Here is a 24,867-nt window from a genome sequence, read left to right as displayed (position 1 = left end):
TCTGACAACCGGACGCCAATCCCGAACCGCAGAAACTACTGTAGTGCCGCATCGCTTGCCGCACCTGCGTTGCGGCATTCGTCCTGTCTCGACCTGATATTTTTGCCAGTTGTGACCTCCCCGCCTTAGCCCTCAAATACTCCCAGATCGCGATGTATGGCAATGACCATCCTCACCCGCCAGGGAGCACGCCCGCATGACCGAGCAAGCCGCTACCGCCCACACCTACGCCAAGCTCTTCCCCGAACAGTTGGCCAACCCGTGCAGCCCCGATGCGCCCGAATCGAACACCGGGCCCATCGCCTATCTGCACGCCCTCTATCAAAAGGCCCTGGAAATGGAGGCGGCCAGCACGGACACCCGCCGCCTGACACTGGCGCAACGGCGCCCGGACATCGGCGCACTACTGCTCGATCCCGGCAAACTGGAGCACCCCGTCAGCGCACTGACCCTGGCCATTCGCGCCCTCGCGTACCATGCTCAGGAACGTGCCGGGGCAAAGGCTTACTTGCCCGAGGTACTGGCCAGCGCAGGCCAGCATGCCCACCTGCCGTTCAACTATGCCCACGAGCAAGTCAAGGCGGTACTCTCGTACAAGCGAACTCCTTTATTCGAATTGCTACAGCAGACGCAATACAGCTACCCCAACTTCTGCTATGAAGGGCTGCGCAGCGATGAGCTGCGCCAGGCCATGCGTAACGCCAGCGGCTTCAGCCCCGCCCTGCAAGCGTTGCTACTGGAAGAAAAGCCCTTGCGCGAGATCGGCAACGAATGGCGTCAGTGGTACGGGATGGCCGATATCGACGCCAAAAAGGCCATTGCTTCGTTGCACGATGTCGAAACATTCGGCCGCCGAACCGGGCTGAGCTTCGAGCAGATACTGGAAATGCTGGCCGTGGCCGGGATCGATGACAATGCTGCGGCCAGCTACAGCCTGGTGCGCAGCTCCGATGCCTACCGCCCCACCGGCAAGCCTGTGCTGGACAAATTCCATTACGGCGCGGCATACATCAATGCGCGCCGAAAAACGCCACTCACGATCAAGGATGGCTTGGCCGGGGCAGGTATCAAACCGCGGTTTGACTCAATCGATTACAACTGCCTGTCGCGTATGTACCAGATGATCCACCTGCAACGGGCGCTGGCGCTGCCATTCAAGGACGTCGACCTGCTGTTGACGTCGATCCTGCGTGCCGAAGGTCAGTTCGACAACTGGCACCTGTCGCCATCCACTATCCGTGCCATGGGGGTTTTCCGCTACCTGAACGAGGCCTACGGCATAAGCGCCGAACAGTTCGCCGCTCTGGTGTGTGAAATCAACCCGTTTGCGGTTGGCGAGCAAGCACCGATGCTCGACCGGATACTCGATGGCCCAGGTGCCGGCCAGCTCGACACACCCAACCCACTGATCCTCGACGATCGCGTATTCGACCCGGCCGATGGCAAGGACGGCCAGTTCAAGGTCGTGCCGGCACTGGCCAAGGCCTTGGGCGTGGATGAGCAGGCAACCTTGGTGTACCTCGCGCAGGTCAAGCAGGCGCAAGGGCTGAAGGTGTACAAAGTGTCGCTGTCGTTGATTTCTGCGCTGTATCGCCTCAGCCGCTTGCATCGCCTGTTCAAGCGCTCCGCCCGCGAAGCAAGCGCCTTGGTTGGGCTGCTGGCAACGACCGGCACCGATGTGCTTGCACAGCTGGCAGGCACGCCGCTGATCAGTGACGTCCCGGGTGCCAGCGATGTGCTCGACACCCTGGTCGCGCTTGGCAACCTTGACCAGTGGCTGCGTCAACAGCAGATCCTGCCCAGTGCTCTGCTGGTGACGTTGGCGCCAGTCCCCACAACGGAGCTAGCGGTGGGCAGCTCGCTGCAAAGTTCCCTTCAGAAGCATGGCGAACTTATCAGGGAAGCTCTGCTTCCCAAGGCGACTGAAAGCGATCAGCAAGAGGCGGCAGCAAGCTTGCTGATGTTCGTTTTTGGCAACCTGCTGCCTCAGCCCGGCCTCAGCCTGCAGCACGTGACGGCACTATTGGGCTGGCCCGGTACGACAGCGTCGCAGGTGCTGAAGGCAGCAATGACGGTCCTCGATCAGAACAGCAAGACCAAGGCCGCTGACCGATGGGAATCAAGCCTGGTGTGGTCCAAAGCCGAGCGCCGCTGCGCGCTTGTTGGCCTGCTGCGTGTGAGCCCCGGCGTGCTAAGGGCACTGTGTGACAAGCCGGAATGGTTCGACCTGGAAAAGACCCCGGACGAGGCCATTACCCTCGACCTGTGCTATCAACTCAGTCGCTTCCGGGATTGGGTCGAGGTGGGCAGAGCCAATGGCGCCGATGAGCGTGACGTCATCGGTTATCTGACCAGGCACCGTTTCTCCACCGTTCCAGAAAAAGTTACCCAAGCCGTCAAGGCATTGGGCACCTTGATAGGGTGGGATGAGCGCGAAGTGGAAGAGGCCTGCCCGAACATCATGACGGAACAGGCGGTAGAGGACACAAGGCCGACCTTTGACGACTTCCTGGAAACACTTACCGACGCAGAACGTGACTACTACAACGTACGAGGAATCAAGCTCCACTTCGAGGCATTTATTGTGCGCCGAACGGGCAAGACCCAATACTTTGCTCCGTTCCAAGGTTTTGTGGACAAACTGATTGAATTTCTCAAGCAAAACCCGGGGCCGCTGCTACTCACACCGGACCAGTACCAAAAAGGATATAAGCCTGATGCATGGGTAGCGAGGTCGGAAGAAAAAAAAACAGACGCCGAGTTTGGCTACTTCCCGATCGCCATGGAAGCACTCGCTGACCGGCCTGGAACGGTCAATCGTCTGGTCGGCACGTCCTGTGTGCCCAGCACCATCAGCGACATCGACTATATCCTGCGGCTGAAACGGCTCAGCGAAAAGACCGGCCTGGCCTGCAGCTCACTGCTGAGCCTCAGCGAACTCAGCGAGACCTCGCCGTACCGGGAGTTCGAGGGTGCCAGCCAGTTGCTGATGGCCAGCGTCGATGACGCGCTGCGCGAAGTAGTAGACAAGCAGATGCGCGAACACTGGCGCGACGCACTGGCCGGCTACCTGATCGCACACTGGGCACCGCCCGAGCCTGATGCGAAACCCAAAGTGGCCTCCTTCGATGACCTGTCGAGTTACTGCCTGACCGATATCCAGGTCGCCAGCGAGGTCACCACCACGTTGCTGAACCAGGCCATCGGCAGCCTGCAGCACTACCTTTCACGGCTGTTTGCGCGGCTTGAGCCGGGGTATGGCGACGCCGGGCCTTCCGGCGAGGATCAGGCCGAATGGCAGAATGGGCTGGGGCAGTACGGTACGTGGAAACGCCTGATCGACCGCTACAACCACCCCGCCAACCTCATCTACTACGCCAACCGCACCAACAAGAGCGTGGCGTTTCAGGAACTGGAGGTGGCCCTCAACCAGGGCAAGATGGACACCTCGCTGCTGCACACCGCCATCTGCAGCTACCTGGCCAAGTTCGAACGGGTCAGCAACCTGCAAGTGGTCAGCGGCTACCTGGACGGACATAACCCCAAGCAGGACACCTATCACCTTATCGCCAAGACCAACACCACACCCTACGAGTATTACTGGCGAACGCTGGACATCGGCCTGCGTGACGATCAGAACCGGCTAAGCCCGCTGGCCTGGAGCGAGTGGGAGAAAATTGACCTGGCGGCCACAGGTGAAATTGCCCAAAGCAAGTACGACGGCAAGCTTCACGACACCGTACGCCCGGTGGTCATTGCGGGTCGTCGGTATGTGTTCTGGGCAGAGCGTGGCAGCACTGACCTGCCGGATGACAAAAACCAGAACAAGACCTTGCATAACAAGCGCAAGCTGTCGGTGAATTTCATATTCCAACAAAGCGACGCGACCTGGAGTACCAGTAATGAGCTGTTCTGCCTGGATGGCTATAAAGACGGAAAATGGGATGAAACACGCGCGAAAGATGTGAGCTTCATGCCCGGCTTGATCGTGGTGGTTCAGGAAACCAGTGATAACGAGTTATTGCTGACTGCGCTATTGCATGATAGCGAAAAGAAACTGGAAGAAGGAAAAGATACGCAACACAAGCGGAATACCGACTACTACCTTGAAGCGCGAGACCTCCTGTTGTTAGCGAACAAGGTAATAGATGATAAAGACGCTTTCACACTCTATGTTTCGCTTCTGAAAACTTACAAAAACGCGCACGACATCCAGCATCATTACAACGGCAACCCAAGGAGCTTAAAACTAAAAAAATCCAGCATCAAAGACGCTTCCATTGACGTTGATTTTTCTTCTCCCACCAAAGATAAAATTCGTATCAACATACACCCACACATACCCGAAGGAACATCCGACAGGTGGATTTCTAACGGCGCAGTTTCTGCACTTGTTTTTGCAGACAACGACGAAAGAATAATTTATGCACATAACGGGTTTGGAAGGTATGGCATCTCAAAAGAAACCGGGCACGCAGTCGAACTCGAAGCCGACACAAAAAAATACAAGGAAATCAAGATAAAAATTTACCTGCACCTTGCTTGGAGAACCATTAAGAATAAAGAGAACGAAGACCTCGACCTGGGGGAAGTAGTATACGAGATATCGTCAGACACCGCCGCTGACGAGACTTGGACTGTTTCCCTTGCATCCAATGCAAACCAGGCACAGTATCTCGACCTGAGCCAGGTTAAAGAGCTTAAGCCTGAATTCCCAACACATAAGATCCGCCTCAATACACTGTTCGGCAAGAACCTCGTCGCACGCGCCAGCCAGGGGGTCGAGCAGGTACTTGCCTGGGACACGCAGAAACTGCAAGAACCGAGCCTTGAATCAGACTCGGACGCGCCTGTCGACATGGACTTCCATGGCGCTAACGCTCTTTACTTCCGAGAACTGTTCTTGCATGTACCGGCTCTGGTGGCCATGCGCCTGACCGAACAACAACAGTTCGAAGAAGCCGAAGACTGGTACCTGCGTTACCTGTTCAACCCTTACCGGAGCAAAGACGACGCGCATGGCCGCCCCGCCCCCTGGGGCACCCGCCCGCTTTCCCAGGTGGGCACCTTGAGTTCTTCCCTGCGCAAGGGTGTCGATCCCATCAGCCGGGTGTTCACCCTTTCGCGTCACTACCAGCAGGCGATCTACTTGTCGCTGCTGGAAAACTGGCAGTTACAGGGCGACCATTTCTACCGTCAACTCACCCTCAGTTCACTGAACCAGGCCTGGCTTTGCTACCAGCAGGCGCAACAGTTGCTCGGCCCGCTGCCACAAGGCAGCAATGCCTCGCGCTGGAACGCTGTGACCTTGGCCTCGGTCAACGAGGGCAGCTTCCGCCGACCAATCAATGGCCGGGTGCTTGACCTGCACCAAACCCTGCAAAGCCGGCTGTACAACCTGCGCAATGGGCTTACCCTTGATGGCAAAAAGCTCCCGCCGCTGGACTGGGGCAGCGAAAGCTTGGACGCTTTCGACAATGGGCGAGGCGGCGTGAGCAATCTGCCTATTCCTTACCGCAGTGGCCAGGTTGATATCCCGCACTACCGCTTCCGTCAACTACTGCCTCTCGCCAAGGCAGCCGCCCAGCAGTTGTCGGACTTCGGCCGGCACTACATGAGTTTGATGGAGGAAGAGTTCAACACCAGCCTGTCGGTGCAATTGAAAGCGCAGGATATCAAGATGGCTGATTTCGCAATTCGCCTGCAGAAAGAGGGGATTAGTAGCGTTCAGGCCAAAAAAAAGGTACTGCAGATCAGCCGCGACAAAGCGCTGGCACAGAAAGACTATTTCAGCGACCTCATCGATGTCGGCCGCTCTCCCGAAGAAGAAGCAGCCACCGCCTTCTCCTGGATTTCAAAAACCAGCAAGGCTGCAGCTATCTATAATTTTGCAATCGCGGGCGCAATGGGTACCGCGGTCCCCACTATTTATGGGTTGGCAGTAGGTGGAAACAAACCTGAAGCCATAAACGTTTTTGTTGGCCAAGGTTTCGAGGCGGCGGCCGACATCAGCAACGTCATCGCCGAAGAACTGGTGACTCAAGCAGCCTATAACCGCCGCTCCGCCGAGTGGGTGTTCAACAAAAGCCAGGTTGAATGGGACCTGAAAATCCTCGATCAGCAAATTAAGGAAACCAATATCGAACTGAACGCCAGCACCATCGCTCTCGCCCAGTGCGAGCAGGCGCGAATCAATGAACAGGAAGCCTACGTCTCCATGACCACCGGGTTCACTATCATCCCCGTCTATAACTGGCTGGTCGCACGCCAGGAGTATATCTACGGGGCGGCCTACGACGCTGTACGCTCACTGTGCATGGGGGTAGAGGCCGCTTGGCGCTATGAAATCGGCGACTACCGGCGTGACAGCTTCATCGATACCAGCGCCTGGCGCGACAACTACAAAGGCATGCTGGCGGGCGAATCGCTGCTGCTGAACCTGCAGCAGATGGAAAATGAATACCTGGCCAGAAACGAGCGGCGGTTGACTATCAAGAAGACCTTCAGCCTCAAGAACCAGCTGGACAGTGATGCAACCAAGGCCGAAGAAAAGTGGGCCGATATTTTCAAGAAGAATGCTAAACGCACCACCCCGCTGACCCACACGTTCGAATTCAAGGCAGATGATTTCGACAAAAGTTACCCGGGTCAGTACCTCCGCCAACTGAAATATGTGTCCGTCACGCTCGTACTCAAGGCAGACAAACAGCCGCAAGAGCTGTGTGCAATCCTCAAGCAAACAGCCAGTACCACGCTGCTTGAGCCTCACAAGGATGCAGCTCGCTCCTTCTATCCAGGCACGGAGGACGACGTCGTGGTGAAGAGCGCGAAAGATAATCCCAGACTGGTCCTGCGTAACCCCCGCGAAAACCAGCAGATCGCGTTGTCGTCAACCGTGGCCGAAGACGGGCTTGGCTACGATGCCGGTACCTGGGTGTATGAATTGATGTTCCACGATGGCCGTTACCTGCCGTTCGAAGGTACCGGCGCTATCTCGCAGTGGACGCTGGAGCTATTGGGCGATGAGGGCCTGCTCAAGGACCTTTCGATCATCGAGGACATACGGTTCAACATGGTTTATACGGCCAAGGCGGGCGATGGCGATTTCATCAAGGAGATAGACAAGATCAGGAAAGGGGTTGCCACAGCACAACAAGGCGATGCGTAACGGCTGATGGCCTCGGGGGCTGCTTCCGCAGCCCCAATCCTGTGCAAAGCAACCCCCCTGGCACCAACCTGGCCCGGACAAACGCCCCAACACCTCGCACACCCCCTCTATCCCGCCGCTTTCGCCACTAGGCACACCCCTTGCAACGCCCCTCCCCGCTTGGCCAACACCATAAAAACACTCAGCGGAGAGAGCACATGAAGCGTCGCAGTCTGATCAAGGCCTTTACCCTCAGCGCATCCATTGCCGCCATGGGCCTGAGCTGGAGCATCCAGGCCGCCGAAACCATCAAGGTCGGCATCCTGCATTCGCTGTCCGGGACCATGGCGATTTCCGAGACCTCGCTCAAGGACATGGCGCTGATGACCATCGACGAGATCAACGCCAAGGGCGGTGTGAACGGCAAGCTGCTCGAACCGGTGGTGGTAGATCCGGCTTCCAATTGGCCGCTGTTCGCTGAAAAGAGCCGCCAACTGCTGACCCAGGACAAGGTCGCGGTGGTGTTCGGCTGCTGGACCTCGGTGTCGCGCAAATCGGTGCTGCCGGTGTTCGAGGAGCTCAACGGCCTGCTGTTCTACCCGGTGCAGTACGAGGGCGAAGAGATGTCGCCGAACGTGTTCTACACCGGCGCCGCGCCCAACCAGCAGGCCATTCCGGCCGTGGAATACCTGATGAGCGAGGATGGCGGCAGCGCCAAGCGCTTCTTCCTGCTGGGCACCGACTATGTCTACCCGCGCACTACCAACAAGATCTTGCGCGCCTACCTGCACAGCAAGGGTGTGGCCGACAAGGACATCGAAGAGGTCTACACCCCATTTGGTCACGCCGATTACCAGACCATCGTCGCCAACATCAAGAAGTTCTCCGCCGGCGGCAAGACGGCGGTTATCTCTACCGTCAACGGCGACTCCAACGTGCCGTTCTACAAGGAACTGGCCAATCAGGGCCTGAAAGCCACCGAGGTGCCGGTGGTGGCATTCTCGGTGGGTGAAGAGGAACTGCGCGGCATCGACACCAAGCCGCTGGTAGGCCACCTGGCGGCGTGGAACTACTTCGAATCGGTGGATAACCCGGTCAACCAGAAGTTCGTCGCCGACTGGAAGGCCTACGCCAAGGCCAAGGGCCTGCCGGGGGCAGACAAGGCCGTGACCAACGACCCGATGGAAGCCACCTACGTGGGCATCCATATGTGGGCACAGGCCGCCGAGAAGGCCAAGTCTACCGATGTCGACAAGGTGCGCGAGGCACTGGCGGGGCAGACCTTCAAGGCGCCGTCGGGCTTTACCCTGACCATGGACAAGACCAACCACCACCTGCACAAGCCGGTGATGATCGGCGAGATCCAGGATGACGGGCAGTTCAGCGTGGTCTGGGAGACCGAGCAGCCGCTGCGGGCACAGCCTTGGAGCCCGTTCATTCCGGGCAATGACAAACGGCCGGACTATGCAGTGAAAGGTAACTGAGTGCATGGGGCTGCTCTGCAGCCCATTCGCGGGCTCGCCCGCTCCCACAGGGGTTATGCAGTGTTCAAGACCTGCACAGTACCTGTGGGAGCGGGCATGCCCGCGAAGAATCCACCGCCGTTTTTCAGGATTACCCGCATGCTCAGACTGCTGCTCACCCTGTTCCTGCTGATCCCTCTGGCAACCCAGGCCAGCGAGGGCGAATTCTTCCTCACCGCCAAACCCGCCGAGCAAGCCCGCCTGCTCGAAAGCTGGGCGGCGCAACCCGACGCCGCACGCCTGCCGCTGCTGGACAACCTGCGCCAGGGCCGCATCGCCGCCGATGACACGCGCAAGGTGCGCCTGAACAACCGCCTGCGCGGCCTGATCGACAACGCCCTGGCCAGCCACCAGTTGCTCAGCGACAACAGCGCCACCCGCCTGGCCGCCGCGCAACAATTGCAAAAGAGCGCGCAACCGGCACAGATGGCCTTCCTCGACCGGCGCTTCGCCAGCGAGCCAGACGCCGCCGTGCACGCCGCCCTCGGCCTGGCCCTGGCCAACCTGCAACTGGGCGCCAGCGAGCCGGCCGTGCGCCTGGCTGCGGTGCGCCTGCTCGGCGAAACCGGTGACCCGCTGGCCCGCACCCGCCTCGAAGCCCTGCTGCAACCCGGCGCAGAAAGCGACCCGGGCGTGCGCACCGCAGCCGAAACCAGCCTGGCCCAGGTCAAGCGCAAGCTGCTGGTCGGCGAACTGCTTGGCCAGGCCTTCAGCGGCCTGTCGCTGGGCTCGATCCTGCTGCTGGCCGCGCTGGGCCTGGCGATCACCTTCGGCCTGCTCGGGGTGATCAACATGGCCCACGGCGAGATGCTCATGCTCGGCGCCTACAGCACCTACATGGTCCAGGTGCTGCTGCAGCGTTATGCCCCCGGTGCCATCGAGTTCTATCCACTGATCGCCCTGCCGGTGGCCTTCGCGGTCAGCGCCGGGGTCGGCATGGCTCTGGAGCGCACGGTGATCCGCCACCTCTACGGCCGCCCGCTGGAAACCCTGCTGGCCACCTGGGGCATCAGCCTGATCCTGATCCAGGCCATCCGCCTGCTGTTCGGCGCGCAGAACGTCGAAGTCAGCAACCCGGTCTGGCTGTCCGGCGGCATCCAGCTGCTGCCTAACCTGGTGCTGCCGTACAACCGCCTGGTGATCATCGGCTTCGCTCTCGCCGTGGTTCTGCTCACCTGGCTGCTGCTCAACCGCACACGCCTGGGCCTGAACGTGCGCGCCGTGACCCAGAACCGCAACATGGCTGCCTGCTGCGGCGTCTCCACCGGGCGTGTCGACATGCTCGCCTTCGGCCTTGGTTCCGGCATCGCCGGCCTGGGTGGCGTGGCCTTGAGCCAGGTCGGCAACGTCGGCCCGGACCTGGGCCAGAGCTACATCATCGACTCGTTCCTGGTGGTGGTGCTCGGCGGCGTCGGCCAGCTGGCCGGCAGCCTGTGGGCAGCGTTCGGCCTCGGCATCGCCAACAAGCTGCTTGAGCCGCAGATTGGTGCGGTGCTCGGCAAGATCCTCATCCTTGCGTTGATCATTCTGTTCATCCAGAAGCGCCCGCAAGGCCTGTTCGCCCTCAAGGGACGGGTAATCGACTGATGAACCAGCCACTGCTTGTCACCGCTACGCAAAAGGCCGGGCCACGGCTGTCGCTGGCCATCGGCGCGGTCGTCGTCCTGCTGCTGGTGGCCCTGCCGCTGCTGTCGCTGCTGCCGGCTGATCACTCGCTGCAAGTTTCGGCCTACACCCTGACCCTGGTCGGCAAGATCCTCTGCTACGCCATCGTCGCCCTGGCCCTGGACCTGGTCTGGGGCTATGCCGGGTTGCTGTCGCTGGGCCACGGCCTGTTCTTCGCCCTCGGCGGCTACGCCATGGGCATGTACCTGATGCGCCAGGCGGCCGGCGACGGCCTGCCGGGGTTTATGACCTTCCTGTCCTGGACCGAACTGCCGTGGTACTGGGCCGGCACCCAGCACTTCGCCTGGGCCCTGTGCCTGGTGGTGCTGGCACCTGGGTTGCTGGCACTGGTGTTCGGCTGGTTTGCCTTCCGCTCGCGGATCAAGGGCGTGTACTTCTCGATCATGACCCAGGCGCTGACCTTCGCCGGCATGCTGCTGTTCTTCCGTAACGAAACAGGCTTCGGCGGCAACAATGGTTTCACCAGTTTCCGCACCATCCTCGGCTTCGACATCGCCGCGCAAGGCACCCGTGCAGTGCTGTTCCTGCTCACCGTCGGCCTGCTGCTGGCCAGCCTGTACCTGTGCTGGCGCCTGACCCAGAGCAAGTTCGGCCGCCTGCTCACCGCCGTGCGCGATGCCGAGAACCGCCTGATGTTCTGCGGCTACGACCCGCGTGGCTTCAAGCTGCTGGTGTGGGTGCTCAGCGCCGTGCTGTGCGGCCTGGCCGGTGCGCTGTACGTGCCGCAGGTGGGCATCATCAACCCCAGTGAAATGTCGCCGACCAACTCCATCGAAGCGGCCGTATGGGTCGCCTTGGGCGGGCGCGGCACACTGATCGGCCCACTGCTCGGCGCCGGCCTGGTCAATGGCATGAAGAGCTGGTTCACCGTGGCCTTCCCGGAGTTCTGGCTGTTCTTCCTCGGCGCGCTGTTCATCATCGTGACCCTGTACCTGCCCAAGGGCGTGGTCGGCCTGTTGAAGAAAAGGAGCCAGCCATGAGAGGCGTGCCCCCGGTGCATCCGGAATTCATGCTCGAACCCGTATTCGACACCCTCGGCAGCGGCCGCGAGGCGATCGGCCTGGGCCAGAGCCGCAAGGCCGGCCTCGACACTCGCCACGGCACGGTACTGAGCCTGGAGGACATCAGCGTCAGCTTCGACGGCTTCAAGGCCCTCAACGCACTTAACCTGTACATCGGCGTCGGTGAACTGCGCTGCATCATCGGCCCCAACGGCGCCGGCAAGACCACGATGATGGACGTGATCACCGGCAAGACCCGCCCTGACACCGGCAGCGCCTTCTTCGGCGACACCCTCGACCTGACCCGCATGAGCGAATACCAGATCGCCCAGGCCGGCATCGGTCGCAAGTTCCAGAAGCCCACGGTGTTCGAAGCACTGACTGTGTTCGAGAACCTGGAGCTGGCCCTGAAGACCGACAAGTCCGTATGGGCCAGCCTGGCCGCGCGCCTGAGCGGCGATCAGCGCCAGCGCATCGAGGACGTGCTGACCACCTTGCGCCTGCTGCCCTTGGCACAGCGCCAGGCGGGCCTGCTGTCGCACGGGCAGAAGCAGTTCCTCGAGATCGGCATGCTGCTGGTGCAGGAACCACAACTGCTGCTGCTGGATGAACCGGTGGCGGGCATGACCGATGCCGAGACCGAGTTCACCGCCGAACTGTTCAAGGGCCTGGCCGGCAAGCATTCGTTGATGGTGGTGGAGCATGACATGGGCTTTGTCGGCAGCATCGCCGACCATGTCACCGTGCTGCACCAGGGCAGCGTGCTGGCGGAAGGGTCGCTGGAACAGGTGCAAGCGGATGAGCGGGTGGTCGAGGTGTATCTGGGCCGCTAGACAAGGAAACCTGTACCGGCCTCTTCGCGGGTAAACCCTCCCACAGGGGATTGCGCAGTACCTGTGGGAGCGGGCTTGCCCGCGAAGAGGCCCGCACAGGCAAAGCAGATATGTCAGGAACTACATATGCTGAAAATCGACACCCTGCACCAGTACTACGGCGGCAGCCACATCCTGCGCGGCCTGTCCTTCGAAGCCAAGGTCGGCGAAGTCACCTGCCTGTTGGGCCGTAATGGCGTGGGCAAGACCACCCTGCTGCGCTGCCTGATGGGGCTGGTACCGGCCCGTGAAGGCAGCGTCGAATGGGAAGGCAAGCCGATCACCACGCTCAAGCCCCAGCAGCGGGTGCACGCCGGAATCGCCTACGTGCCTCAGGGCCGTGAGATCTTCCCGCGCCTGACTGTCGAAGAAAACCTGCTGATGGGCCTGTCGCGCTTCCCGGCCCGCGAGGCACGCGAAGTCCCCGCGTTCATCTATGAACTGTTCCCGGTGCTGGAGCAGATGAAGCAACGCCGCGGCGGCGACCTGTCCGGTGGCCAGCAGCAACAACTGGCCATTGGCCGGGCCCTGGCCAGCCGCCCGCGGTTGCTCATTCTCGACGAACCGACCGAAGGCATTCAGCCCTCGGTGATCAAGGAAATCGGCGCGGTGATCCGCCGTCTGGCCGAGCGCGGCGACATGGCGATCCTGCTGGTCGAGCAGTTCTACGACTTCGCCGAAGAACTGGCCGACCAGTATCTGGTCATGGCCCGGGGCGAGATCATCCAGCGTGGCCGCGGTGAAAACATGCAAGCCGAAGGTGTGCGGGGGCTGGTAACCATTTAATCTGCATCCAACGACCCTGCGAGACGCTGTCATGAGTTACGAAATCCGCGATGCCCTGGCCACCGACGTGCCGGGCATCCTCGACATCTACAACGACGCCGTGCGTAACACCACGGCGATCTGGAACGAGAACCCGGTGGACCTGGGCAACCGTCAGGCCTGGTTCGAAGCACGGGCGCAGCAGGGCTATCCGATCCTGGTGGCGGTGGATGACACCGGTGTGCTGGGTTATACGTCCTTTGGCGACTGGCGGCCGTTCGAAGGTTTTCGCCTGACCGTGGAACACTCGGTGTATGTTCGCGGTGACCAGCGCGGCAAGGGGCTGGGCCCGGTGCTGATGGCGGCGCTGATCGAGCGCGCGCGTGGGTGTGGCAAGCATGTGATGGTCGCGGCCATCGAAAGTGGCAATGCCGCCTCGGTACGGCTGCATGAGCGGCTGGGCTTCGTGGTGACCGGGCAGATGCCGCAGGTGGGGGTGAAATTTGGCCGCTGGCTGGATTTGACCTTCATGCAGCTGGTGCTGAACCCGGGGGCAGAACCCACCTGAGATTGATGTTGGCTGTGCTGGCCTCTTCGCGGGCTCGCCCGCTCCCACAGGGATCGCACAAGATTTGAGATCTGCGCAGTACCTGTGGGAGCGGGTTTACCCGCGAAGAGGCCGGCACAGGCAACCTCACATCTGGGTGAACCTGCCCAGCCGCTGCCTCAGCATGCTGTTCTCACTGCGCAGCTGCTGCACCTCTTGCAGCAGCTCCAGCGCCAGCGCCACCCCTTCCCACTCCAGTTCCAGCTCCTGATGCAGCTTCGCCGCGCGCTTGGCCAATAGCGGCGCCTGATCGTCGAACAACCAGTCCTCCGGCGTTCGCCCGGAAGGTTCGACAATGCCGTGCTCGACGATCTCGATCACGCAGTCAGCCGTGATATCGGCTTCCTGACACAGGGTACGCATGTCCAGTTGAACGATCAGGGTGCTGCTCATGATCACTTACTCCATTGTGTCCTCGGGTCGAACGCCGCTTTCTCGGAAAGCTGGGTCCACAGTTCACGGGTGGCAGCGTCGGATGCCGGCGGCATCACCACTTTCAGCTGCGCGTAAAGGTTGCCGCGCTCGCCGTGCTTGTTCGCCAGGCCCATGCCCGGCACGCGCAGGCGCTGGCCGCTCTGGCTGTCGGGGCGGATGGTCAGGTTGATCTTGCCGGTCAGGGTCGGCACCGCCACTTTGGTGCCCAGGGCAGCCTCCCACGGCGCCAGTGGCACGGTGATGATCAAGTCATGGCCTTCGACATCGAACAGCGGATGCGGCGCCATGCGCACGGTCAGGAACAGGTCGCCGTTGGCACCACCGCCAACGCCCGGGGCGCCCTGGCCCTTGAGGCGGATGCGCTCGCCGTCGGTGACCCCGGCAGGGATCTTCACGTTCAGGGTCTTGGTGGTGAACCCGGTGCGCTGGCCGGCCGCATTGGTCTGCGGCACCTGGAAACTGATCTGCTTGGATTCCTTGCTGAGGGTTTCTTCCAGGAAGATCGCCAGTTCAAGTTCCACGTCCTGCCCCCGCCTGCCGGCACTGCGTTGTTGTTGCCGGCCGCCGCCACCGAACGGGTTACCGCCGCGAGCACCGAAGATCGAGCTGAAGAAGTCGGAGAAGTCACCGCCTTCGAAGCCACCGCCAGCGCCACCTGCGCCACCACGGCTCTGCCAGCCTGGCGGCGCCTGGAACGGCCGGCCATGCTGGCCGCCGTACTTGCGGATTTCGTCGAACTCGGCGCGCTTCTGCGCGTCACCCAGCACCTCGTAGGCCTCGTTGGCCTCCTTGAACTTGTCCTCGGCGTCGCGTTCCTTGCTGACGTCAGGGTGATACTTGCGCGCCAGCTTGCGGTAAGCGGCCTTGATCGCCTTCTCGTCCGCCGTGGGCTCTACGCCGAGTATCTTGTAATAGTCTTTGAAGTCCATCTATGGATCACCAATGTGAATTTTCGTATTGCATCTGAAGATAGGGCTCAAGCATAGCCTTTCAAGTGCGCTTGGAGTTGCCTCAAGGCAGACGATCGGTCTTGATTCTGTAGCCAACTCGCATACACTGCGCGGCCGTTTTGCCTCCGGAAGCCTTTTCCCATGTCTGACGTATCGCCGGCCCGCGCCCTGGGCATCGACTTCGGCACCTCCAACTCCACGGTCGGCTGGCACCGCGAGGGCGCTTCGTCGCTGATCGCCCTGGAAGACGGCAAGATCACCCTGCCCTCTGTGGTGTTCTTCAACATCGAGGAGCGTCGCCCGGTGTACGGTCGCCTGGCGCTGCAGGAGTACCTGGAAGGCTACGAAGGCCGCCTCATGCGCTCGCTCAAGAGCTTGCTGGGCTCCAAGCTGATCAAGCACGACACCAGCGTGCTGGGCAGCGCCCTGCCGTTCAAGGACCTGCTCGGCATGTTCATCGGCGAGCTGAAAAAGCGTGCCGAGGCTGCCGCCGGTCGCGAATTCGAGCAGGTGGTGCTGGGTCGCCCGGTGTTCTTCGTCGATGAAGACCCGGCCGCCGACCAGGAGGCCGAGGACACCCTTGCCGAGGTGGCGCGCAAGATCGGCTTCAAGGACGTGTCGTTCCAGTATGAGCCGATTGCCGCAGCGTTCGACTACGAGTCAGGCATCAGCGCTGAAGAACTGGTGCTCATCGTTGATATCGGCGGTGGTACTTCGGACTTTACCCTGATCCGCCTGTCACCCGAGCGCCATCGGGTGGCCGAGCGCCAGAGCGACATCCTCGCCACTGGCGGTGTGCACATTGGCGGTACCGACTTCGACAAGCAGCTGAGCCTGCAGGGCGTGATGCCGCTGTTCGGCTACGGCAGCCGGATGAAGAGCGGCGCGCTGATGCCGACCAGCTACCACCTGAACCTGGCGACCTGGCACACCATCAACGCCCTGTATTCACAGAAGTCGCAGCTGGCACTGGGCAGCATGCGCTACGACATCGAGGACACCCTGGGCATCGATCGCCTGTTCAAGCTGATCGAGGAGCGCGCCGGGCACTGGCTGGCGATGGAAGTGGAAGCCAGCAAGATCGAGCTGACCGAGCAGGACAGCCGCCGCATCGACCTCAGCCGTATCGAGCGCGAGCTCGGTATGGACCTGACCCGCGTGCTGTTCGAGGAAGCCATCGAAGGGCTACTGGAGCGGGTGCGCGGCAGTGTGACCGAGTTGCTGGTCAAGGCTGGCGTGAGTGCGGGCCAGGTCGATACGGTGTTCTTCACTGGTGGTTCGAGCGGGATTCCGGCCCTGCGCAACAGCGTGTCGGCGATGCTGCCCAATGCGCGGCACGTGGAAGGCAACATCTTTGGCAGCATCGGTAGCGGTCTGGCGATCGAAGCCCGCAAGCGCTACGGCGCTGCCTGAGCAATTTTGGGGCGGCTTTGCAGCCCTTTCGCGACACAAGGCCGCTCCTACAGATGACCGCGTTCCCTTGTAGGAGCGGCCTTGTGTCGCGAAAGGGCCGCAAAGCGGCCCCAGCGATCTGTCAGACCAGCTCGGCCCGCTTCAGCTCACTCTTCAGGTAGGCGTAATAGACTGGCCCCGCCACCACCCCCGGCAAGCCGAACGCCGCCTCGAACACCAGCATCGCCAGTAACAGCTCCCAGGCCTTGGCGCTGATCTGCCCACCGACGATCTTGGCGTTGAGGAAATACTCGACCTTGTGGATCACGATCAGATAGCCCAGCGCCGCCGCCGCCACCCAGATCGACAACGACATGCCGACAATGGTGATCAGGGTGTTGGACATCAGGTTGCCAATGACTGGCAGTAGCCCGAGCAGGAAAGTCAGTACGATCAGTGTCTTGGTCAGCGGCAGGTGCACCCCGAACAATGGCATCACCACGGCGAGGAAGATCCCGGTGAACGCAGTGTTGAGCATCGAGATCTTGATCTGCGCGAAGACGATGTTGCGAAATGCCTGCACCAGCAGGTTCAGCCGCTCGAACAGGGCCGCAGCCAATGGCTTGCGCCGGGAAATGTCGGGGATGCGCTGCAGGGCGATGATGGCGCCGAGGATCATGCCGATCAGCAGCGTCACGAACATGTGCGCCATGCCCTTGCCCACCAGCTGCAGGTCGCTCAGGTGGCTCTTGATCCAGTCACCGATGGCCACCTTGAACTCCGCCGCACTGGCCGGCAGGTAGGCTTCGATGAACGGTGGCAGCTGGCTGCGGGCGCGCTCGACCAAAGTCATGAACTTGTCCAGCGAGGCCCCGGGGTTCTCAGCCTCGTGCAGCAGGAAGCTGAAGGCACCGGCAATCAGCAGGGTCAGGACGCTGACCACCAGCACCCCCAGCAGCGCCACCGCCAGCCAGCGCGCACGCTGCCCGGCGATCAGCGGTTGCAGGCGCGGGGTGAGCATGTTCACCAGCTCGAACACCAACAGGCCGGCCAGCAGGCTTGGCAGCAACTTCAGGGGCAGAGCTAGCAACAGGCCGGCCATGACGATGATCAGGCTGGCCAAGGTGATCTGGCGGGGGGTGAAAGTCATACAGCCTCGACGGCAGACGGCGGGAATGCCCGCAGTCTGCCAGCCTTCAGCACACAGGCATAGGCGCAGGTCACTTCTTCTTCAGGCAGTCGCTCATGAACGCCTTGCGTTCGTCACCCTTGAGCGCCTTGGTGCTGGCGTCGGCGTTGCAGGTTTTCATCTTTTCCTGCTGCGACTGCGGCACGTCCTTCTTCAGGCAGGTGCTCATGAACGCTTTGCGCTCATCGCCCTTGAGTGCCTTGGCCGTGGCGTCGGCGTTGCAGGTTTTCATCTTTTCCTGTTGCGCCGTGTTGGCGGCAAATCCTTGCGCACTGAACAGCACAGCCAGCGCCAGCAGTGGCACGTGCAGCATCTTCATGGAGTGGTCTCCTTGTCTCCGCGCCCGATGCACGGACATGTGCCTGAGTGTAGACAAGGTTTCTGACATTTTGCCTGGGCATGGATGGGCCTTCATGATGACCTTGGCCGGGGGCCATCCGGGCCGCGCCAGTACGCGGCTAAAGCCCGGCTGCCTTGAGCCGCGCCGCATGTTCGGTGAACAGCCGCAGCGGCTCGACCCCCTTGCCCACCGCGCCTAGCGACTGGTTGACGATGTCCAGGTGATCGAGCGGAAAGTCATCGCCGATCACCTGCCCCAGGTGCGAGCTGAAGCGTCCGATCATGCCGTCGCAATGGCCCTTTTCCCTGACGAAACTGCGCGCAAACAGCCGGCAGAAATAGCTGCTGCCGTCGAAGCGGTTGCGCCCCTGGTCGGTCAGCCCCGGTTGCAAGGTGCCAGACCAGGAGTAGTAGCGCACGCCATTCACTTCATACGCGCCTTCCCCACCCCAGGTTTCCGGCAGCCCCTGTGGATAAGCCTGGTTGAACAGCGCCACGCCGGCACTGGTCAGGGCCTGATGCGAAGCATGCACGTCGACCGGCAGCGGGTCGCGCCGCCAGCCGGTTTCCAGCCATACCAGCAACACCGCCAGGCCATGCAGGACGGCCTTGAGCATGCGCCCTTGGGGTGAATCCCCAGGCGCCGAGCGCTCAAGGTGATCGGCCAGTTCCGAGCCATGGTTGGGCCCCGCCACCGAAGTGACCGAAGCGACCCGACCCGGCCGTTTGGCCGCCGCATAGCGTGCGTTGAGCGCCCCCTGGCTGTGGCCGATGAGGTTGACCTTGGCAGCGCCGGTGCGCTGGCAGATGTCTTCGATGATCGCCAGTAACTGCTCGCCGCGCACTTCATTGGAATGCACCGGCGAGACTTGCACCGGAAACACCTGGGCGCCGCCCTTGCGCAATGCCGGCACGATGCCGAACCAGTACGGATAGAGCAGCACCCGGACAAATCCGAGCATGCCCGGCACCAGCACCAACGGGTATCGCGTGGCCAACGCCTGCTGCATGGCTTGAACTCCTTTGCGTGGACGACCAGCCAACACTAGCGCCGCTTCGATGACCACCGCAATCGAACTCCTGGCGCTTCGCAGGGTTCCAAGCCAAACAGACCCTTTGCAAGGAGCGGGACCATGTACAAGCAGACCCTGGCAATCCTTCTGGCAAGCGCGGCGCTGGCCGGCTGCAGCAACCGCCCGGAAAACCCGGTGGACTACGTCACCTTCCGCGACGAACCGCTGGTCAAGCAGGTGGAAAACGGCACGACCATGCAGAAGGTCATCGCCATTGGCGGCAGCCCGTCGAACGTGATCGACCTGCCGCACGGCGGGACCTGCAACGACTACATCCTCAACCGCGACGGCCACCAGCAGCCGTACTACGTGCGCTTCGACGCCACCGGCCATGTCGATGCCAAGGGCTTCAAGACTTGCAAGCAACGAGAAGAGGACAGCAAAGCCGCCCATGGCGCTTGAGCGTCCCGCCAACCGTGACCACCCGACCTGATATGTTTGGAGACAACCATGAGCAACGTTGAACTGACCGATGTGCAAACCCTGCGCGAACGTGCCCGTCAGCATGTCGAGCAAGGGGCGGTGACCGAGGGCTACCATGCCGACCGCCAGGAAATCCTGCGCCTGCTCAACGAGTCGCTGGCCACCGAGCTGGTCTGCGTGCTGCGCTACAAGCGCCATTACTTCATGGCCAGCGGGATCAAGGCCAGCGTGGCGGCCAGCGAGTTCCTGGAGCATGCGAACCAGGAAGCCGAACATGCCGACAAACTGGCCGAACGCATCGTGCAGCTGGGCGGCGAGCCGGACTTCAACCCGGACAACCTCAGCAAGAACTCCCACGCCCAGTATGTGGCAGGTAGTTCGCTGAAGGAGATGGTGCTGGAAGACCTGGTGGCGGAGCGGATTGCGATCGACAGTTATCGCGAGATCATTCAGTACATTGGCGATAAAGACCCGACTACACGGCGGATCTTCGAGGACATCCTGGCCCAGGAAGAAGAGCACGCGGACGACATGTCCGATCTGCTTCAGGGGCTGTAATTGCTGGGGGCGCTTTGCGCCCCTTTCGCGACACAAGGCCGCTCCTACAGGGAATCGCGTAATCCTGTGTAGGAGCGGCCTTGTATCGCGAAAGGGCTGCAAAGCAGCCCCCTGCTATTTCTGCTTTTTCACCGCAGCCGGCGCCTTGCCGGCTTTCATCTGCTGCAGCAACGGCGTGCACTGGTTGGGCGCATCACCGCTGCTGGGCGCCACCAGCGCCAGCAACCCGGCCGCCGGCCCGGCAACCACGCCCAACGCCACCATCCCCGCCCCACGCAGCGCCAGCGGCACTGCCTGCACCCCGGCACTCGGTTTGGCAAACGGCCCGCGCACATACAGCGGCGAACGCAACGAGAACAGCCGCAGCCCCTTGGACTCCGGGGTGACCTTCAAGTCGAGCTGCTCACTGGCAAAGTTGGCCGTGCCGTTGATGTAGATGATCGCGTTCTCGGTGTCGAAGATGAACAACCGCGTGCTCGCCAGCCCGTCCTTGATCCCGACATCGGCCGCCGCGCAGTTGATCTTCACGTCCTCGTCACCAAACAGTTTGCCTACCACGTAATTGCCGACATTCAGCCCGGCGATCTCCATCAGGCTGCGGCTGATGGCACCATCGTTGATCAACATGCGCAGGTTGCCATTGGCCGTGCCCAACAATGCCGCCACCGAGTTGCCACGCCCGCTGATGTCGGCATCGCCGTTCAACTCGCCGAAGCTGGTCTGCATCGGCGCAAAGGTGGGGAACAGCTCTTTGAGCTTGAAGCCACGGGCTGTCAGCTGGGCACGCCCCTGCAGCGGCACGTTGCGGCCGTCCAGGCGAATGTTCGAAGCCAGGCTGCCACCGGCTACGCCAAAGCGCAGCGGCTCCAGGCGCAGCAGGCCATCGTCGAGTATCACGTGGGCGGACAGGTCGTTGAATGGCAGCTTTTCGCTGTGCACGATGCGCTTGCCGGCAAAGGTGACGTCGGCGTCCATGGCTCGCCAGCGCTCGGTGCGAAACTCTTCAACCGGCAGCACCTTGTCGGCCGGCTGTTTGCTGGCACCGCCGCGGGCCTTCTGCTCGGTGTTGGAGTCGGCACCGATCAGCGGCGCCAGGTCCTTGAACAGCAACTGGTTGGACACCAGGTTGCCGGAGAGCTTGGGACGTGGCTGGCTGGCGACGAACGCCAGGTCGCCATGGATGTCGCTGTCGCCGATCTTGCCGTTGAAACCCTGGTAATTGAAGGTCGCGCCTTCGGCGGCATGCAGGTTGGCGCCGAGCCGGCCGTCGGTTGAATAGGCCGGGGTGTCGGGCAGCGTCACGCCGGTCAACGGGTAGAGGTTGCCCAGGCTGGCACCGGACAGGCGCAGGCGCAGGTCCAGCGCGCCGAGGTTGCGCGGGTCGGTCAGGGTACCGGCCAGCACGACATGGGTATCGGCAATGTGTACATCGGCCTGCAGCGGGAATGGCTGGCTGGCGTCTTGCAGCGCCAGCAGGCCGCCGATCTTGCCGGTACCGGACACCGGCTGGCCCTTGTAGCGGCCTTGAGCCTTGAGCCCGAAAGCATAATCCTGCGCACCGCCGGCCTTTTCGGCGCTGGCCTTGCCGACGATTTCACTGAACGGGATCGGTTTGCCCAGCGGGTCGATCTGCACCTTCATGCTGGTTTTCAACGTCTGGTCATCGAAGCTGACATTGCCTTGGTCAAAGCCGATGGCACCGATGTCCAGCTGCCAGCTGGACGGTTCCTCGTTTTCGGCCTTGGGCCCGAAGTCGAACGTCCAGTTGGCGCGACCATCCGCCAGTCGCGTAAGGCTGGCGGTGGGTTTGGTCAGGTCGATGCGCGGGATGCTGATGCGCTGGAATACCAGTGGCAACGGCGCCAGGCGGAACTCCACGCGCTCCAGGCCGACCATCTGCGGCTGTTTGAGCCAGTCAGGGTTGCCCAGGGTCAGGTCTTCGGCAATGAAATGCGGCCACGGCACCCAGGCGCGCCAGCCGCCTTCTTCCGGCTCGGTGCGCCAGTGCACGGCGAGGTTGCCATTGATCGCGAACGGCCGGTGCAAGGCCTCGGATACCTTCTCGTTGAGTAGCGGCTTGACGCGATTCCAGTCGAAGGTGGCGATGATCACCACCAGGATCGCCAGCAGGGTGAACAAGGTGGCTATGGTCCAGACGAAAATTCTGGCGGGACGCGTCATTGCGTGATTCTCCTGACGGCATGGCACAAAGCAGGCGTAACGGTGGCACTCAGTATCTGGGACTGATGAAAACCCGCTGGGTTTTATCGCAGACGGCCATCATAGCGAGTTTTGTCGGGTTTCTTGCTCGGCTGTTGCGCTCATCCGAGGCATTCAGGCGCCTTGACACATTAGCGGCAAATAGCCGCAACACATCTTCAAACACCTGAGATAGAGCCTTGCGCCTAAGCTATCAATAGCGTCGATTGTTACCATTACCCGTATGAACTTCTCTCTGGCGTCACCGGGCGTAGCATTGGCTTCGTACCCACTTTCCAGCCCCCGAGAGGAGCACCGAATCATGAAACGCACCCTGCTGACCCTGACCCTGTCGATCCTTGCGGCCAACGCCTTCGCTCTGCCAGCTGCCGACCAGCACCTGACCGCCGAATCGCGTTCCAGCGCTGCTGAAATCGCCCAACCGCTTAAAAGCGTCGCCGAAGGTGGCTCTGATCGCCTGATCGAACGCTCCGGTCGTGTAGCCGAAGGTGGCTCGGACCGTCTGATCGAACGCTCTGGTCGTGTAGCCGAAGGTGGCTCCGACCGCTTGATCGAACGCTCTGGTCGTGTAGCCGAAGGTGGCTCTGACCGCCTGATCGAACGCTCTGGTCGTGTAGCCGAAGGTGGCTCTGATCGCCTGATCGAACGCTCTGGTCGTGTAGCCGAAGGTGGCTCGGACCGTCTGGTTGAACTCAGCCATGTGAGCTGATCGCCATGGCCGAAAACAACAATCTCTGTCACACCGCTTGCTCCCCTCCCAGCCCGGTCCATTGACCGGGCTTCGTTTTTTTATCTAGAGTGCCCAGCCTCACCGTCACAGAAGCCCGCCCCATGCTGCCGCGCGCCGAACAGAAGCTACAGACCCGCCAGGCCCTGCTGGACGCCGCCTGCCAGCTCATGGAGAGCGGCCGTGGCTTTGGCAGCGTGAGCCTGCGCGAAGTGGCCAAGGCGGCAGGCATCGTGCCTACCGGTTTCTATCGGCACTTTTCCGACATGGACGCCCTGGGCCTGGCGCTGGTCGCCGAAGTCGACGCCACATTCCGCCAGACCATCCGCCTGGTGCGGCAAAACGAATTCGAGCTCGGCGGCATCACCGATGCTTCCGTGCGCATCTTCCTCGATGTGGTCGCCGCCCACCGCGCCCAGTTCCTGTTCCTCGCCCGCGAGCAATACGGCGGATCGCAAGCCGTGCGCCAGGCCATCGCCCGCCTGCGCCAGGACATCAGCGACGACCTGGCCACGGACCTTGCGCGGATGAAGCGCTGGCAACATCTGGATACCGCCGCGCTGGCGGTGATGGCCGACCTAGTGGTGAAGACTGTGTTCGCCACCCTGCCGGAGCTGATCGACAGCCCGGAGCCGGGTTATCCACAGGCGCTGAGCGCCCAGGAAAAAATCACCCAGCAACTGCGCTTCATCTTCGTCGGCGCGCGCCACTGGCAAGGCCTGGGCAACCCGAGCTGATCGCTCTCCTGGTCTGGCCCTTTCGCGGGCAAGCCCGCGAAGAGGCCGGCACAGCCAACCCACAACCCCAGTTCTGCTACCATGGCGCCCTGCCCGAAAGCGACGAGCGCCAACATGCCCAACCCCCGCCCCACCCTGCCCGAACTGGCCCGCTTCAACCAGCACTTCGCCGAACGCATCGTGCCGCTGTGGCAAGGCCCGGGCTGGAACGCCGACATGGCCCTGCCCTACGAGGCCCTCGACGCCCAGCACCGTCCGTTGCTGGTGCAGCGCTACCGGGCCATGGCCTGTGCCCGTCAGCTGTACCTGTTCAGCAGCCGTATCGAGCAACCGGGGGCGGCCGAGCGGGCGGCGGCGCTGTTCCGTTCGTTGCAGAAGCACTTCCACGATGCCGAGCATGGCGGCTGGTTCTACAGCATCGACGCCGAGGGCAAGCCGCTGGACCGGCGCAAGGACCTGTACACCCACGCCTTTATCGTGTTCGCCTGCGCGCACTACTGGGGCAAGGTCGGCGAAGGGCTGGTGGAAGCCACCCTCAATGCCGCCCTGGAAGTGGTCGACGAGCAATTCGCCCGCGATGATGGCCTGTACGAAGCCAGCCTTGGCGAAGACTGGGCCGACCTCGGCAGCGGCCCGCTGCAGAACCCGCAGATGCACCTGGCCGAGGCCTTCCTGCAAGTGCTGGCGGTACGCGAGGACGAGCACGTGCAGCAGTCGCTGCTGCAACTGTGCACAGCCCTGCAGGAACACTTCATCGAGCCGCAACACGGGCTGATGCTGGAAAAGCCGCGAGGCGCTGTGGATAACTGGTTCGAGCCGGGGCATCAGTTCGAATGGTTCTACCTGCTGGAAACCTCGCCGCTGCTGCGCGGGACTGCGCTGCATGCCTCCATCGAGCGGGCCTTCGGCTATGCCGAGCGGTGCGGGGTCAACAATGCGGCCGTGCTGGCCATGCTCGACGTGGAAGGCAACGTGCTCGATGCGACCCAGCGGGTCTGGGCACAGGCGGAATACCTGCGGGCGCTGGTGTTGCGCGCGGGCAATGAGGCGAAACTGCTGGTCCAGTTGAAGGCGATGGAACAGCAGTTTCTGCATGCCGGTGGCTGGTATGAGTGCCGGGATGGTGAAGGGGCGGTGAGCCGGCATGACATGCCTTCGACTACGCCTTATCACCTTGCTACCTGCCTGGAAGGCTTGCAGCGCCTGGCCTGACACCTCTCCTG

The 24,867-nt window shown here is 61.9% G+C and carries 19 protein-coding genes; 13 read left to right on the top strand and 6 right to left on the bottom strand.

Annotated elements, in window-relative coordinates:
• Nucleotides 1–196: 196 nt before the first annotated feature.
• The 7 genes from CQW31_RS09815 (at nt 197) to CQW31_RS09785 (ending at nt 13,562) form a co-directional block, all read left to right on the top strand.
• Entirely contained in the window at nt 197–7,168 is a 6,972-nt protein-coding gene (locus CQW31_RS09815; protein ID WP_099814372.1) for a neuraminidase-like domain-containing protein, read from the top strand.
• A gap of 197 nt (nt 7,169–7,365) precedes the next feature.
• Nucleotides 7,366–8,631, top strand: coding sequence for an urea ABC transporter substrate-binding protein (gene urtA / locus CQW31_RS09810; protein WP_099814371.1), 1,266 nt, complete (start codon nt 7,366–7,368; stop codon nt 8,629–8,631).
• A gap of 96 nt (nt 8,632–8,727) precedes the next feature.
• On the top strand, nt 8,728–10,257 hold the full coding sequence (gene urtB, locus CQW31_RS09805) for an urea ABC transporter permease subunit UrtB (RefSeq protein WP_371858372.1): 1,530 nt from the start codon (nt 8,728–8,730) through the stop codon (nt 10,255–10,257).
• Complete coding sequence (gene urtC, locus CQW31_RS09800; RefSeq protein ID WP_054887827.1) at nt 10,257–11,336, top strand: urea ABC transporter permease subunit UrtC; 1,080 nt, start codon at nt 10,257–10,259, stop codon at nt 11,334–11,336. Before urtB ends, urtC begins: the two co-directional genes overlap by 1 nt.
• Nucleotides 11,333–12,190, top strand: a complete 858-nt coding sequence (gene urtD, locus CQW31_RS09795) for an urea ABC transporter ATP-binding protein UrtD (RefSeq protein WP_178075560.1) — start codon at nt 11,333–11,335, stop codon at nt 12,188–12,190. The genes urtC and urtD overlap by 4 nt, the downstream gene beginning before the upstream one ends.
• Before the next feature lie 126 nt (nt 12,191–12,316).
• Nucleotides 12,317–13,015, top strand: a complete 699-nt coding sequence (urtE, locus tag CQW31_RS09790; RefSeq protein ID WP_054887828.1) for an urea ABC transporter ATP-binding subunit UrtE — start codon at nt 12,317–12,319, stop codon at nt 13,013–13,015.
• 31 nt (nt 13,016–13,046) lie between these two features.
• Nucleotides 13,047–13,562 carry a GNAT family N-acetyltransferase gene (locus CQW31_RS09785; protein WP_099814369.1) on the top strand — a complete coding sequence of 172 codons (516 nt, stop codon included), beginning with the start codon at nt 13,047–13,049 and terminating at the stop codon, nt 13,560–13,562.
• Nucleotides 13,563–13,688: 126 nt separating this feature from the next.
• Here CQW31_RS09785 and CQW31_RS09775 read toward each other — a convergent pair whose 3' ends face one another.
• Both CQW31_RS09775 and cbpA read right to left on the bottom strand, forming a co-directional pair.
• Nucleotides 13,689–13,994 (bottom strand): chaperone modulator CbpM, encoded by a 306-nt coding sequence (locus CQW31_RS09775; protein WP_054887830.1) that lies wholly within the window; start codon nt 13,992–13,994, stop codon nt 13,689–13,691.
• Between the two features lie 2 nt (nt 13,995–13,996).
• On the bottom strand, nt 13,997–14,965 hold the full coding sequence (gene cbpA / locus CQW31_RS09770; RefSeq protein ID WP_099814368.1) for a curved DNA-binding protein: 969 nt from the start codon (nt 14,963–14,965) through the stop codon (nt 13,997–13,999).
• A 162-nt stretch (nt 14,966–15,127) separates the two neighbouring features.
• Here cbpA and CQW31_RS09765 point away from each other — a divergent pair, with 162 nt between their 5' ends.
• Nucleotides 15,128–16,399 (top strand): Hsp70 family protein, encoded by a 1,272-nt coding sequence (locus CQW31_RS09765; RefSeq protein WP_099814367.1) that lies wholly within the window; start codon nt 15,128–15,130, stop codon nt 16,397–16,399.
• 121 nt (nt 16,400–16,520) lie between these two features.
• On the opposite strand, the gene CQW31_RS09760 is transcribed toward CQW31_RS09765, so the two are convergent.
• The 3 genes from CQW31_RS09760 to CQW31_RS09750 form a co-directional block, all read right to left on the bottom strand.
• Complete coding sequence (locus CQW31_RS09760) at nt 16,521–17,528, bottom strand: AI-2E family transporter (protein WP_054887833.1); 1,008 nt, start codon at nt 17,526–17,528, stop codon at nt 16,521–16,523.
• A 70-nt stretch (nt 17,529–17,598) separates the two neighbouring features.
• Entirely contained in the window at nt 17,599–17,886 is a 288-nt protein-coding gene (locus tag CQW31_RS09755) for a PsiF family protein (protein WP_054887834.1), read from the bottom strand.
• A gap of 139 nt (nt 17,887–18,025) precedes the next feature.
• Nucleotides 18,026–18,916 carry a triacylglycerol lipase gene (locus CQW31_RS09750; RefSeq protein ID WP_099814366.1) on the bottom strand — a complete coding sequence of 297 codons (891 nt, stop codon included), beginning with the start codon at nt 18,914–18,916 and terminating at the stop codon, nt 18,026–18,028.
• Between the two features lie 123 nt (nt 18,917–19,039).
• Here CQW31_RS09750 and osmE point away from each other — a divergent pair, with 123 nt between their 5' ends.
• The gene (osmE, locus tag CQW31_RS09745; protein WP_099814365.1) at nt 19,040–19,381 is read left to right on the top strand and encodes an osmotically-inducible lipoprotein OsmE; all 342 of its coding nucleotides are present in this window, start codon (nt 19,040–19,042) and stop codon (nt 19,379–19,381) included.
• Between the two features lie 48 nt (nt 19,382–19,429).
• Nucleotides 19,430–19,960, top strand: a complete 531-nt coding sequence (locus CQW31_RS09740; RefSeq protein ID WP_054887836.1) for a bacterioferritin — start codon at nt 19,430–19,432, stop codon at nt 19,958–19,960.
• Nucleotides 19,961–20,074: 114 nt separating this feature from the next.
• On the opposite strand, the gene CQW31_RS09735 is transcribed toward CQW31_RS09740, so the two are convergent.
• Nucleotides 20,075–22,141 carry an AsmA family protein gene (locus CQW31_RS09735; protein WP_099814364.1) on the bottom strand — a complete coding sequence of 689 codons (2,067 nt, stop codon included), beginning with the start codon at nt 22,139–22,141 and terminating at the stop codon, nt 20,075–20,077.
• A gap of 340 nt (nt 22,142–22,481) precedes the next feature.
• Between CQW31_RS09735 and CQW31_RS09730 the strand changes: the two genes are divergently transcribed.
• The 3 genes from CQW31_RS09730 to CQW31_RS09720 all read left to right on the top strand — a co-directional run bounded on the left by CQW31_RS09730 (nt 22,482) and on the right by CQW31_RS09720 (nt 24,856).
• Nucleotides 22,482–22,889, top strand: coding sequence for a hypothetical protein (locus tag CQW31_RS09730; RefSeq protein WP_054887838.1), 408 nt, complete (start codon nt 22,482–22,484; stop codon nt 22,887–22,889).
• Nucleotides 22,890–23,011: 122 nt separating this feature from the next.
• Entirely contained in the window at nt 23,012–23,644 is a 633-nt protein-coding gene (locus CQW31_RS09725; protein WP_099814363.1) for a TetR family transcriptional regulator, read from the top strand.
• A 114-nt stretch (nt 23,645–23,758) separates the two neighbouring features.
• Entirely contained in the window at nt 23,759–24,856 is a 1,098-nt protein-coding gene (locus CQW31_RS09720; protein ID WP_099814362.1) for an AGE family epimerase/isomerase, read from the top strand.
• Nucleotides 24,857–24,867: the final 11 nt, after the last annotated feature.

This window comes from Pseudomonas sp. 382, assembly GCF_002759075.1.
GTDB lineage: Bacteria > Pseudomonadota > Gammaproteobacteria > Pseudomonadales > Pseudomonadaceae > Aquipseudomonas > Aquipseudomonas vlassakiae.
The sequence above is the reverse complement of the archived record's forward strand: the minus strand, read 5'-3'. Positions and strand labels throughout refer to the sequence as shown.